Genomic DNA, 12240 nt, shown 5'->3' with positions numbered 1-12240 from the left:
GTGGAGTTCAACAACTACAAAGCGTCATACTTGCTCCTGTGACGAGCGCTGTAGGGACGTCGGGATCCGCAATCACATCGCGTGTGCATTCGCTGAACCGGCCAAATATGGTCAGTGTTGGCACCATCGTCTGGCTTTCCAGTGAACTGATGTTCTTTGCTGGACTGTTCGCGATGTATTTCACCGCGCGCGCGCAAGCGCACGGGGACTGGCCGCCGGAGCCCACCGAGCTGAACCTGGCCCTGGCCGTGCCGGTGACCCTGGTGCTGATCGCCTCGTCGTTCACCTGCCAGATGGGCGTGTTCGCCGCCGAGCGCGGCGACGTGTTCGGGCTGCGCCGGTGGTACACGATCACCCTCGCGATGGGCACGTTCTTCGTGCTCGGCCAGGCGTACGAGTACCTGCACCTGGTCCAGCACGGCACCACCATCGCCGGCAGTGCCTACGGCACGGTCTTCTACCTGGCCACCGGCTTCCACGGCCTGCACGTCATCGGCGGTCTCATCGCCTTCGTGCTGCTGCTGCTGCGCACCCGGATGAGCAAGTTCACACCAGCCCAGGCGACCGCCGCGATCGTCGTGTCTTATTACTGGCACTTCGTCGACATCGTGTGGATCGCCCTGTTCGCCGTCATCTACTTCGTCCGATGATCGGCTCACCGATGCGTCCGAGAATCGGCTCGCGAATGCCTCGCCTGATGAGAAGGGGTTCGATGACCAGCAAGTCGCGCCGACGGCTACGCCGCCGTGTCACCGCAGCACTGCTGCTGCTGAGCGGTTTGGTGATGGCCGGTGGCCTGGCGGCCACGCTTACGCCGCAGCCGCAGGTCGCTGTCGCCGATGAGTCGGCGTCGGCGATGTTGCGTACCGGTCAGCAGCTCTATGACACGTCCTGCGTGTCCTGCCACGGCGTCAACCTGCAGGGTGTCGCCGACCGCGGCCCGAGCCTGATCGGTGTCGGCGAAGCCGCCGTGTACTTCCAGGTGTCCACCGGCCGTATGCCCGCGATGCGCGGCGAGGCGCAGGCGCCGCAGAAGCCCCGTCAGTTCGACGAGGCACAGACCGACGCGCTGGGTGCCTACATCCAGGCCAACGGCGGCGGCCCCGTCGTGCCCCGCGACGAGAACGGTCACATCGCCTCGCAGTCGCTGATCGGCAACGACGTCGCCCGCGGCGGCGACCTGTTCCGGCTGAACTGCGCGTCCTGCCACAACTTCACCGGCAAGGGTGGCGCACTGTCGTCGGGCAAGTACGCCCCGGACCTCGGTAGCGCCAACGAAGCGCAGATCTACACCGCCATGCTGACGGGTCCGCAGAACATGCCCAAGTTCTCCGACCGCCAGCTCTCCCCCGAGGAGAAGCGCGACATCGTCGCCTACGTGCGCGAAGCCGCGGAAACGCCCACCCCGGGCGGACTCGGACTGGGCGGCTTCGGGCCGACCTCCGAAGGCATGGTCGCGTGGATCGTCGGAATGGTGGCCATCATCGCCGCCGCACTGTGGATCGGAGCACGGGCATGAGCGACAAGCCTGACGAGAAGGGCACGGACGTCCCCGGACACAAGGGTGAGCCGGGACAGCCCACGGACGCCGAACTCGCTAAGATGACGCAGGAAGAGCTCCTCGAACTCGGCGGCAAGCTCGACGGTGTCGAGATCGTCTACAAGGAGCCGCGCTGGCCGATCCCCGGCACCAAGGCCGAGAAGCGCGCCGAGCGCACGGTCGCGTACTGGTTCCTGCTGGCCGGCTTCTCGGGCCTGGCACTGCTGCTGATCTTCTTGTTCTGGCCCTGGGAGTACAAGCCCTACGGGTCCGGCGGCGAGTTCATGTACTCGCTGACCACGCCGCTGTACGGCCTGACCTTCGGGCTGTCGGTGCTGGCCATCGGTATCGGCGCGGTGATGTACCAGAAGAAGTTCATCCCCGAAGAGATCTCGATCCAGGATCGCCATGACGGGCGCTCCCCCGAGCTGCACCGCAAGACGATCGCCGCGAACCTCGGCGACGCGCTGGACGGCTCGACCATCAAGCGCCGCAAGATGATCGGCATCTCGCTGGGTATCGGGTTCGGCGCGTTCGGGCTCGGCACCGCGGTCGCGTTCATCGGCGGTCTGATCAAGAACCCGTGGAAGCCCGTCGTGCCGACCGCCGAAGGCATGAAGGCCGTGCTGTGGACCTCGGGATGGACCCCGCGCTTCGAGGGCGAGACCATCTACCTGGCCCGCGCGACCGGCAAGCCCGGCGACTCCCCGTTCGTCAAGATGCGTCCGGAGGACCTCGACGCCGGCGGCATGGAGACCGTGTACCCGTGGCGTGAATCCGACGGTGACGGAACGACTGTCGAATCCCAGCACCACATCTACGACATCGTGATGGGTGTGCGGAACCCTGTGATGCTGATCCGCATCAAGCCCGGCGACATGTCCCGCGTGGTCAAGCGTCGCGGCCAGGAGAGCTTCAACTTCGGCGAGCTGTTCGCCTACACCAAGGTGTGCTCGCACCTGGGCTGCCCGTCGTCACTGTACGAGCAGCAGACCTACCGCATCCTGTGCCCGTGCCACCAGTCGCAGTTCGACGCGCTGCACTTCGCCAAGCCGATCTTCGGTCCTGCCGCTCGTGCGCTCGCACAGCTGCCGATCACGATCGACCAGGATGGCTACTTGGTCGCCAACGGCGACTTCATCGAACCCGTCGGACCGGCATTCTGGGAGCGCAAGTCATGAGCCCACGTCTAGACGCCGCCACGATCGCCGCCAAGCAGGGTGAGGCGATCGACTCGCGGTATCACCCGTCGGCCGCGGTGCGCCGGCAGCTCAACAAGGTCTTCCCGACGCACTGGTCGTTCCTGCTCGGCGAGATCGCGATGTACAGCTTCCTGGTGCTGCTCATCACGGGCGTGTACCTGACGCTGTTCTTCGACCCGTCGATGGCGCACGTCACCTACGACGGCGTGTACCAGCCGCTGCGCGGCGTGGGCATGTCGCGTGCGTACGAGACGACGCTGGACATCAGCTTCGAGGTGCGCGGCGGCCTGTTCGTCCGCCAGGTGCACCACTGGGCGGCGCTGCTGTTCGCGGCGTCGATCATGGTCCACCTCGCCCGTATCTTCTTCACCGGCGCGTTCCGCCGCCCGCGTGAGGCGAACTGGGTGATCGGCTCGCTGCTGCTGATCCTGGCGATGTTCGAGGGCTTCTTCGGCTACTCGCTGCCGGACGACCTGCTGTCGGGTACCGGTATCCGCGCCGCGCTGTCGGGCATCACGATCGGTATCCCGGTGGTCGGCACCTGGATGCACTGGGCGTTGTTCGGCGGCGACTTCCCCGGCGAGATCCTGATCCCCCGCCTGTACGCGCTGCACATCCTGCTGATCCCCGGAATCATCCTGGCGCTCATCGGTGTTCACCTCGCGCTGGTGTGGTTCCAGAAGCACACCCAGTTCCCCGGCCCGGGCCGCACCGAGACGAACGTCGTCGGCGTGCGCGTCATGCCGGTGTTCGCGGTCAAGTCCGGCGCGTTCTTCGCCGTGACGGTCGGCATCCTGGGTCTGATGGGCGGTCTGTTGCAGATCAACCCGGTGTGGACGATCGGTCCTTACAACCCATCTCAAGTCTCGGCCGGTAGCCAGCCCGACTTCTACATGATGTGGACGGACGGCCTGATCCGACTGTGGCCGGCATGGGAGTTCTACCCGTTCGGCCACACCATCCCGCAGGGTGTCTGGGTCGCGCTGGCGATGGGTCTGGTCTTCACGCTGCTGATCGCCTACCCGTTCATCGAGAAGAAGCTCAGCGGCGACGATGCACACCACAACCTGTTGCAGCGTCCTCGTGACGTGCCGACGCGTACCGCGGTCGGTGCGGCGGCGATCTCGTTCTACATCCTGCTGACGTTCGCCTGCATGAACGACATCATCGCGCTGAAGTTCCACATCTCGCTGAACGCGACGACGTGGATCGGCCGCATCGCGATGGTGGTGCTTCCCGCGATCGTGTACTTCGTCGCCTACCGCTGGGCGGTGGCGCTGCAGCGCAGCGACCGCGCGGTGCTGGAGCACGGCATCGAGACGGGCATCATCAAGCGTCTGCCGCACGGCGCCTACGTCGAGCTGCACCAGCCGCTCGGCCCGGTCGACGAGCACGGTCACCCGATTCCGCTGGAGTACCAGGGTGCTGCCCTGCCCAAGCGAATGAACAAGCTGGGCTCGGCGGGTGCGCCGGGTACCGGTGGGTTCCTGTCGGCGGATCCGATCTCGGAGCACGAAGCGCTCACCGAGGCCGCTCACGCGGCCGAGCGCCGGGCGCTCACCGCGCTGCGCGAGCACCAGGAGCGCACGCATGCCGGCAACGGGTCCAACGGCTCGACCAACGGTCACCACTGACCCGAGCACGAACGCGAAAGATCCGCCCCAGCCACCGGCTGGGGCGGATCTTTTTGTGTACCCACTCCCCTACCCCGCCGGTCAGCAGGACACAGACACAGCACCGCAACACCGGTCGACATGCGGCAGCGAAACCGCGAGAAGCACACCGCCAGAAGCGAATCGACGGGCCAGTCGAGACTCGCCGCGACGGGGGCTTGTCTGACAAAGATTTCGGGTGTTGCGCCCGAGGCTTTGAGTGAAGTCGCGGTTTCAGTTGCTTACCGATGCCCAGTGATCGTTGATCGAGGATCTGCTGCCGGCACGGACAGGTACGACAAGCCCGCTCTCGTCTACCGCGGCGCCGCAGTCTTCCGGGCCATCGCCCTCCGGCTACCGCATTTGTCAGATACGCCCTAGCTCCCGAGCGCAGCCCGCAGCTCGCGCAGGAAGTACACCGGGATGGCCACCATCGCGGCCGTGACGGCGCCGGCGACGCCGTAGAGCACCCAGGACGCCGTGACGCTGTCCACCGCCATCAGGTAGGTCGCAGCCGACACCAGCACCGTGGCGACACCCATCGCACCGGTGACCGACGCGGTGTTACGCAGCCAGACGCGGTCGACGGCCGGTGAGTCGATCACCGTCGGCGACACGGGCGACTGCAGGATCCGGGGCAGGCGCCCACTGTTGGTGTCGGCGGGCGGCGGGGGCATGCGCAGCTTCTCGGTCGGGGCATCCACCGGCCGTGCCGGGGCCGCCTCCGTGCGCTCCGCCTGCTGACGGGCCAGCCGCTTCTCGACGGGGGTCAGTTCGGCGTCGGGATCGCGCCGGGCGCGCAACAGCAGCGGGATCGCGGCGACGATCACCGCCGCCGAGACTCCGATGATCGTGTACAGCACCCACGGCGTGCCGGAATCCCCCACCGGGGCGGTGTGCCCGCGGCCGAGGTCGATCAGCGCGACGATCGCGGCGACGCCGGCGCCGAGCGCGGCCAGCCAGGCCACCACGCAGCCGCCGAGCAGCAGCCGGTCGGTGCGGTCGAGGGAGGAGACATCGAACCCGGCGCTCGGGCGGTTCGCGGTGTCGGTGAGGTTCGTCATCGGCGTCGCAGTGGCCTAACAGCTGGTCTGGGCGGCGTTACCGGTGTTGGACGACAACACCTGTCCGTCGCTGGTGGTGATCGAGCAGTTCAGCCGGCTGACCAGGAACAGGCTGGACGCCTGAACCGAGCCGACCTCGGACTGAGAGATCGGGGTGACGGTGAGCGACCACGGGATGTAGACGTTGCGCTGGGTGCGGCTGCGCCCGGACGCGTCGATATAGGTCACCGTGATGATGTCGCCGGGGGCCTTCGTCCCGGTGACCGAGTAGGTCACCTGTCGCGGGCCCGCGGGCGTCGTGGTCGTCGGCGGAGGCGGCGGGGCCTCCGAGGTCGGCGGCGGCGGTGGCAGAGGTTCCTCGGCCGGCGGCGGAGGCGGCGGTTCCTGGGTCACCGTGACGGTCTCCGGCGGCGGAGGCGGCGGGGCCTCCGTGGTCGGCGGCGGTGGAGGTGGCGGCGGCGGCGGTGTCGTCGTCAGGATCTCGTCCTGCACGGGCGGCGCCGGTCGCGTCGTCGTAGTCGGCGTGGCGAGGTTGTCGGTGTCGGTGCGGGTCACCAGAACCGACACCGAGACCACCAGCGCGACGGCGGCGATGATCGCGACGATGCCGACCACCCACGGCCAGCGTGGCGGCGGTGCGTATTCGACGTCACCCGCGGCGTCGTAGTCGTCGTAGTCGTACGGCACCAGATCGTTGGATGCGTACGCGCTGACGAACTGTTCGGACTCCGGCGCCGAGTACGCGCGCGAGTAGAAGTCCGTCTGGCCGGTGTCGGGATTGTCGGCGGCGCTTTCCGGCTCCTCACCTGGGAGACCAGAGCTGCCAGAGTCCCGCCCGGGAGGATTCGGCCCGCTCATCTACGTCTGTCCTTCTTGACTGCTTCTTCGGCGTCGGTGGTCGCCGCGGCGGCTCATGACGCCTCGGCAACCCTACCCAACGGCAGCACCCGAACTGATCCCTCGACGCGAGTTACGGGGTAACTCATGCCTGATTGTGACCTTGCGGCCGGGCTCAGTGCTTCTCGGGCCCCGTGTGGTATTCGAAGACCAGTCCGGCCACCGTCGCCAGGATGAAGCAGACGCCGGCGACGATCAGCCACGGAAGCCACATCGCCATACCGACCGCGGTGATCGAGCCGGACAGCGCGATCATGACCGGCCACCAGCTGTGCGGGCTGTAGAAGCCCAGCTCGCCCGCGCCGTCAGCGATCTCGGCGTCCTCGTAGTCCTCGGGCCGGGTGTCGAGCCGGCGGGCGACGAAGCGGAAGAAGGTGCCGGTGATCAGGGACAGACCGGTCGTCAGCGCCAGCGCGGTGGTGCCTGCCCACTCGATGCCGCCGTTGGCGAACAGATGCGTCAGCACGCCGTAGACGACCGTGCACAGCGCGAAGAACGCGGTCAGGAATTCGAACAACCTGGCTTCGATATGCATCTGCTGTCCTTACCTGCTGGCCTGCGGCAGCTCGGGCGCACCCTCACCGCGACGGGTGTCGAAAGGTTTGGTCGTGATGGCCACCGGCGACTGGTTGATCGCCTCCAGCGCCTCGGCGTTGGTCTTGCCCGACTCACGCTGGGCGAGATAGGCCTTGAAGTCGTTGGGCGAGACCACCCGCAGCTCGAAGTTCATCATCGCGTGGTAGGTACCGCACATCTCGGTGCACCGCCCGACGAACGCGCCGCTGGTCTGCCCGTCGGGCAGGTTGATCTCGCTGATCTGGAACACGTTGTCGGAGTTGTTCTCCTTGGGGTTCGGCAGCACGTCCCGCTTGAACAGGAACTCCGGAACCCAGAAGCCGTGGATGACGTCGGCCGAGGCGATCTGGAACTCGATGCGCTTACCCGACGGAACCACCAGCACCGGGATCTCGGTGGACGAACCCAGCGTCTCGATCTTGTCGAAGTTCAGGTAGGTGCGGTCCTCGGGGTTCTTACCCGCGATGGCGCCGACCTGCTCGATGCCGTGGTCGTCCGTGCCCTCGGCCCGCGAGGTCATGGCTTCCTTGCGCTCGTTGTCGACACCGTCGTAGGACATCGTGCCGTCGGCGAACTCGACCTTCTGGTAGCCGAACTTCCAGTTCCACTGGAAGGCGGTCACGTCGATGACAACCTCGGGGTTGTCGTCTTTGTGCAGCATCTTCTCCTGCACGACCACCGTGAAGTAGAAGAGCACCGAGATGATGATGAACGGGATCACCGTCAGCGTCAGTTCCAGCGGCATGTTGTAGCCGAACTGCCGCGGCAGTTCGGTGTCGCTGGCCTTCTTGCGGTGGAACACCGTGGTCCAGAACAGCAGGACGTAGACGATCCCACCGACGACGAACGCCGCGATGACGGAACCGATCCACAGTTCACGGTTGGCATGTGCCTCCGGCGTGATGCCGTTGGGCCATCCCAGGCCGAGAACCTCCGACCAACTGCATCCGCTGAGTAGCACTGTCATCCCGCCAAGGAGCAGGGACAATGCCACCAACTTCAGGCCGCGAGCGGACACGTTGGCGCCTCCTTGAAGACATCGAGTAGTCGATTGAGACCGCGGTGCGGTCACACGGCTGCATGAATACTACGCAGCGTAGACCACGCCGCCCGACGGGAGCGAAGCGACCGTCAGGATTAGGCATACTGGCGCCGTGTGCGGACTGCTTGCGCTGGTAACCGACCCCTCCTGTGAGGTCTCCCCCGTCCTGGTCGACGCGATGTCAGGGGCGGCGGCGCAGATGCGCCACCGGGGTCCGGACGAGCCGGGGACCTGGCACGACGACCGGGTCGTGGTCGGGTTCAACCGGTTGTCGATCATCGACATCGCGCACAGCCACCAACCGCTGCAGTGGGGCCCGGCGGATGCGCCGCAGCGCTACACGCTCGTGTTCAACGGTGAGATCTACAACTATCTGGAGCTTCGCGAAGAGCTCGCCGCCGAATTCGGTGCGGTGTTCCACACCGACGGTGACGGCGAGGCGATCCTGGCCGCCTACCACCACTGGGGCCCCGATGCGCTGCACCGGCTGCGGGGCATGTTCGCGTTCGCGCTGTGGGACACCGTCGAGCAGGAACTGTTCTGCGCGCGGGATCCGTTCGGCATCAAACCGCTCTACATGGCGACCAGCGCCAGCGGGACGGTCGTCGGCAGCGAGAAGAAGTGCCTGCTCGACGTCGCCGAGCCGCTGGGTATCGACCTGGCGATCGACGAGCGCGCCGTCCAGCACTACACCGTGCTGCAGTACGTGCCCGAACCGGAGACGCTGCAGCGCGGGATCCGCCGGCTGGAGTCGGGCAGCTTCGCGCGGGTGCGGCCGGGCGCGCAGCCCGAGGTGACGCGCTATTTCCGGCCCCGCTTCGCGGCGGTGCCGTTCACAGCCGGTGCCGAGCAGGCCCGCTACGACGAGATCACCGCCGCGCTCGAGGACTCCGTCGCCAAGCACATGCGCGCCGACGTCACAGTGGGCGCGTTCCTGTCGGGCGGCATCGATTCGACGGCGATCGCGGCGCTGGCGATGCGCCACAACCCGCGCCTGATCACGTTCACCACCGGCTTTGAACGCGAGGGCTTCTCGGAGGTCGACGTCGCGGTCGCCTCCGCGGAGGCGATCGGTGCGCGCCACGTCGCGAAGGTCGTCCACCAGGAGGAGTTCGTCTCGGCGCTGCCCGAGATCGTCTGGTATCTCGATGAGCCGGTGGCCGACCCGGCGCTGGTGCCGCTGTACTTCATCGCCAAGGAGGCCCGCAAGCACGTCAAGGTGGTGCTCTCCGGTGAGGGCGCCGACGAGTTGTTCGGCGGCTACACCATCTACCGCGAGCCGCTGTCGCTGAAGCCGTTCGACTATCTGCCGCGCGGACTGCGCCGGTCGGTCGGAAGGATGGCCCAGCCGTTGCCGGAGGGCATGCGCGGCAAGAGCCTGCTGCATCGCGGCTCGCTGACGCTGGAGGAGCGCTACTACGGCAATGCCCGCAGCTTCTCCGACGCGCAGCTGCGCGCCGTGCTGCGGCGGTTCCGTCCCGACTGGGTGCACACCGACGTGACCTCGCCGGTGTACGCGCAGTCGCAGGGCTGGGATCCGGTCGCCCGGATGCAGCACATCGACCTGTTCACCTGGCTGCGCGGGGACATCCTGGTCAAGGCCGACAAGATGACGATGGCCAACTCGCTGGAGCTGCGGGTGCCGTTCCTGGACCCGGAGGTGTTCGCGGTCGCGTCACGGCTGCCGTACGACCAGAAGATCACCCGGTCGACGACGAAGTACGCGCTGCGGCGCGCGTTGGAGCCGATCGTGCCCGCGCATGTGCTGAACCGTCCGAAGCTCGGTTTCCCGGTGCCGATCCGGCACTGGCTGCGCTCGGGTGCGCTCCTGGACTGGGCGCACGAGACGATCAGCTCGTCGGGAACCGGCGAGCTGATCGACCTGAACGGCGTGCGCGCGATGCTCGACGAGCACCGCAGCGGGACCAGCGATCACAGCCGCCGGTTGTGGACGGTGCTGATCTTCATGCTGTGGCACGCGATCTTCGTCGAGAAGACCGTGACCCCGGCGATCAGCGAGCCGTCCTACCCGGTGCAGCTCTAGAGCGCCTCGGCAATCTCGGCGGCCGCCTCGGCCCCGTAGGCGTCGGTCAGGCGCTGCACGGCCAAGTCCCTGTTCCAGGTCCATTCCTGCGGGCCGGGGGCCTCGAGCACCAGCGTCGCGACCATCGAGGCCAGCTGCGCGGACCGCTCCAGCGACAGTCCGGCGTCGCGACCGGTCAGGAAGCCGGCCCGGAACGCGTCGCCGATGCCGGTCGGGTCTTCCTTGTGCGTCTCGGGCACGACGTCGACGTGGACGAAGGTGCCGTCGCGCCCGACCAGGTCGACGCCCTTCTCGCCCAGCGTGGTGACGCGCAGCTGGATCTGGCTCATCACCTCGGCCTCGGACCAGCCGGACTTCTGCAGCAGCAGGTCCCACTCGTAGTCGTTGGTGAACAGGTAGGTCGCGCCGTCGATCAGCTTGCGGATCTCCTCGCCGGACAGGCGTGCCAGCTGCTGGCTCGGGTCGGCGGCGAACGCCAGGCCGAGCGCGCGGCATTCCTCGGTGTAGAGGAACATCGCCTCGGGATCGTTGGCACCGATGATCACCAGGTCCGGGGTACCGGTCTGCGTGACGACGTCGGCGAGCTTGATGTTGCGGGCCTCCGACATCGCGCCCGGGTAGAAGGACGCGATCTGGGCCATGTCCTCATCGGTGGTGCAGACGAAGCGCGCGGTGTAGGCGCACTGCGATACCAGCACGCTGTCGCAGTTGACCCCGTGCGAGGTCAGCCATTGGCGGTAGTCGTCGAAGTCCTCGCCGACGGCGCCGACCAGGGTCGGGTTACCGCCCAGCACGCCCATCGCGAACGCCATGTTGCCCGCGACGCCGCCGCGGTGCATGACGAGATCGTCGACAAGGAAGCTCAGCGACACCTTCTGCAGGTGGTCGGCGAGCAGCTGCTCGGAGAATTTCCCCGGAAAGCGCATCAGATGGTCAGTGGCAATCGATCCGGTCACCGCGATGGTCACGCAGTCCCACCCTTCTTGTTCATGGCATGTCAGCTTGTGTCGGCAGCGTTGCGCGGAGGGCGCCGGACAGGTCAGCACCCTGTTGTCGCGGAGGGGTTGCGCTAACCTGCCTATAAGTGCCTGCCTGGTCACTGTAGATGCCGCAGGATCCGTTCGACTTCCCGGGAGCAAATCTATGACTGGTCCGTACCCGCCCCCATACGGCGCTGGACCAGCAGGACCGCAGATGTATCCGGAGCCGTATCCGCAGCAGCCCTATCCCCAGCCGCCCTATCCGGGTGCGCTGCCGCCGCCGGTGCAGTACCCGAAGCGCGGGCGCAAGACATGGCTCATCGTCGCGGCCGCGGTGGCCGCGCTCGCGGTGGTGATCGGGGCGATCGCCGCGGTGGCGGCAACCGGAACCCGCGAGCAGACGGCGGGCGGCGCGTTGACGGAGGCGTCGGCGGAGGCGGCGATCCAGGACTACCTCGACGCGCTGACCAACGGCGACGACGAGCGGGTGGCGCGGCACACGCTGTGCGGGCTGTTCGACTCGGTCAAGGAGCGCCGCTCGGATCTGGCGCTGGCGAATCTGTCCAGCGACGCGTTCCGCAAGCAGTATGAAAGCGCCCAGGTGGCGTCGATCGACAAGATGGTGCGGTCGTCACCGACGCAGGCGCAGGTGCTGTTCACCATGCGCGTCCTGCCCGCCAGCGGTTCCTCGCGCAATGCGCCCACCGAAACCGACGAGCAGGCCGTCGCACAGCTGCTGTCGATCGACGACGAGATTCTGGTCTGTTCCTACCTGCCGCGCACGGCCGGGCAGTACTGAGCGCCGCGGCTCGTCAGTTGAACGAGTCGCCGCAGGCGCAGGAGCCCGTCGCGTTCGGGTTGTCGATCGTGAAGCCCTGCTTTTCGATGGTGTCGACGAAGTCGATCGTCGCGCCCTGCACGTACGGGGCGCTCATCCGGTCGACGGTCAGCGCGACACCGTCGAACTCGACGGTCAGGTCCCCGTCGAGCGTGCGGTCGTCGAAGAACAGGTTGTAGCGCAGGCCGGCGCAACCGCCCGGCTGTACGGCGATACGCAGGGCGAGGTCGTCGCGACCCTCCTGGTCGAGGAGCGCCTTCGCCTTGGCGGCCGCAGCATCCGTCAGGGTCACGCCGTGCGCAGCCTCGGTGGTCTGGCCAGCCTGCACAGCCGACTCGTCCTGAACAGTCATGGAATCTCCCGTGTGGATGTACGTGAGTGGAGCCAGGTCGCCCCCGCGATCGG

At 67.2% G+C, this 12240-nt stretch carries 12 protein-coding genes; 6 read left to right on the top strand and 6 right to left on the bottom strand.

Annotated features, from left to right (window positions below; all coding sequences use genetic code 11):
- Window positions 1-38: 38 nt before the first annotated feature.
- From ctaE to qcrB, 4 genes are all read left to right on the top strand, one after another.
- Complete coding sequence (ctaE, locus tag BST38_RS24185; RefSeq protein ID WP_083146030.1) at window positions 39-650, top strand: aa3-type cytochrome oxidase subunit III; 612 nt, start codon at window positions 39-41, stop codon at window positions 648-650.
- A gap of 62 nt (window positions 651-712) precedes the next feature.
- Entirely contained in the window at window positions 713-1519 is an 807-nt protein-coding gene (gene qcrC / locus BST38_RS24180) for a cytochrome bc1 complex diheme cytochrome c subunit (RefSeq protein ID WP_110781914.1), read from the top strand.
- Complete coding sequence (gene qcrA, locus BST38_RS24175; protein ID WP_083146028.1) at window positions 1516-2721, top strand: cytochrome bc1 complex Rieske iron-sulfur subunit; 1206 nt, start codon at window positions 1516-1518, stop codon at window positions 2719-2721. Before qcrC ends, qcrA begins: the two co-directional genes overlap by 4 nt.
- The gene (qcrB, locus tag BST38_RS24170) at window positions 2718-4376 is read left to right on the top strand and encodes a cytochrome bc1 complex cytochrome b subunit (RefSeq protein WP_083146027.1); all 1659 of its coding nucleotides are present in this window, start codon (window positions 2718-2720) and stop codon (window positions 4374-4376) included. The genes qcrA and qcrB overlap by 4 nt, the downstream gene beginning before the upstream one ends.
- 395 nt (window positions 4377-4771) lie before the next feature.
- Here the strand turns inward: qcrB and BST38_RS24165 are convergent, their stop codons facing one another.
- The 4 genes from BST38_RS24165 to ctaC form a co-directional block, all read right to left on the bottom strand.
- Window positions 4772-5458: a DUF2561 family protein gene (locus BST38_RS24165; RefSeq protein WP_083146026.1), complete on the bottom strand. Its 687-nt coding sequence runs from the start codon at window positions 5456-5458 to the stop codon at window positions 4772-4774.
- Between the two features lie 15 nt (window positions 5459-5473).
- Window positions 5474-6316 carry an MmpS family transport accessory protein gene (locus BST38_RS24160; protein ID WP_083146025.1) on the bottom strand — a complete coding sequence of 281 codons (843 nt, stop codon included), beginning with the start codon at window positions 6314-6316 and terminating at the stop codon, window positions 5474-5476.
- 154 nt (window positions 6317-6470) lie between these two features.
- Window positions 6471-6890 carry a cytochrome c oxidase subunit 4 gene (locus tag BST38_RS24155; RefSeq protein ID WP_083146024.1) on the bottom strand — a complete coding sequence of 140 codons (420 nt, stop codon included), beginning with the start codon at window positions 6888-6890 and terminating at the stop codon, window positions 6471-6473.
- 9 nt (window positions 6891-6899) lie between these two features.
- Window positions 6900-7949 (bottom strand): aa3-type cytochrome oxidase subunit II, encoded by a 1050-nt coding sequence (gene ctaC, locus BST38_RS24150; RefSeq protein WP_083146023.1) that lies wholly within the window; start codon window positions 7947-7949, stop codon window positions 6900-6902.
- Window positions 7950-8085: 136 nt separating this feature from the next.
- Between ctaC and asnB the strand changes: the two genes are divergently transcribed.
- Window positions 8086-10017 carry an asparagine synthase (glutamine-hydrolyzing) gene (asnB, locus tag BST38_RS24145; RefSeq protein ID WP_083146022.1) on the top strand — a complete coding sequence of 644 codons (1932 nt, stop codon included), beginning with the start codon at window positions 8086-8088 and terminating at the stop codon, window positions 10015-10017.
- Here the strand turns inward: asnB and BST38_RS24140 are convergent.
- A complete protein-coding gene (locus BST38_RS24140; RefSeq protein WP_083146021.1) occupies window positions 10014-10985 on the bottom strand; it encodes a carbohydrate kinase family protein in 972 nt (323 codons plus the stop codon). The genes asnB and BST38_RS24140 overlap by 4 nt on opposite strands.
- 175 nt (window positions 10986-11160) lie before the next feature.
- Between BST38_RS24140 and BST38_RS24135 the strand changes: the two genes are divergently transcribed.
- A complete protein-coding gene (locus BST38_RS24135) occupies window positions 11161-11796 on the top strand; it encodes an Rv0361 family membrane protein (RefSeq protein ID WP_083146020.1) in 636 nt (211 codons plus the stop codon).
- A 13-nt stretch (window positions 11797-11809) separates the two neighbouring features.
- Here the strand turns inward: BST38_RS24135 and BST38_RS24130 are convergent, their stop codons facing one another.
- The gene (locus tag BST38_RS24130; protein WP_083146019.1) at window positions 11810-12187 is read right to left on the bottom strand and encodes a HesB/IscA family protein; all 378 of its coding nucleotides are present in this window, start codon (window positions 12185-12187) and stop codon (window positions 11810-11812) included.
- Between the last annotated feature and the right edge of the window lie 53 nt (window positions 12188-12240).

The sequence above is a fragment of the Mycolicibacterium parafortuitum genome (assembly GCF_002086815.1).
GTDB lineage: Bacteria > Actinomycetota > Actinomycetes > Mycobacteriales > Mycobacteriaceae > Mycobacterium > Mycobacterium parafortuitum.
This window is presented reverse-complemented; position numbering and strand designations above follow the sequence as displayed.

Coding starts and splice junctions, on each gene's coding strand:
- qcrC (WP_110781914.1), top strand. CDS start 713: ATGACCAGCAAGTCGCGCCGACGGCTACGCCGCCGTGTCACCGCAGCA.
- BST38_RS24130 (WP_083146019.1), bottom strand. CDS start 12,187: ATGACTGTTCAGGACGAGTCGGCTGTGCAGGCTGGCCAGACCACCGAG.
- qcrA (WP_083146028.1), top strand. CDS start 1,516: ATGAGCGACAAGCCTGACGAGAAGGGCACGGACGTCCCCGGACACAAG.
- qcrB (WP_083146027.1), top strand. CDS start 2,718: ATGAGCCCACGTCTAGACGCCGCCACGATCGCCGCCAAGCAGGGTGAG.
- BST38_RS24155 (WP_083146024.1), bottom strand. CDS start 6,890: ATGCATATCGAAGCCAGGTTGTTCGAATTCCTGACCGCGTTCTTCGCG.
- BST38_RS24165 (WP_083146026.1), bottom strand. CDS start 5,458: ATGACGAACCTCACCGACACCGCGAACCGCCCGAGCGCCGGGTTCGAT.
- BST38_RS24135 (WP_083146020.1), top strand. CDS start 11,161: ATGACTGGTCCGTACCCGCCCCCATACGGCGCTGGACCAGCAGGACCG.
- BST38_RS24160 (WP_083146025.1), bottom strand. CDS start 6,316: ATGAGCGGGCCGAATCCTCCCGGGCGGGACTCTGGCAGCTCTGGTCTC.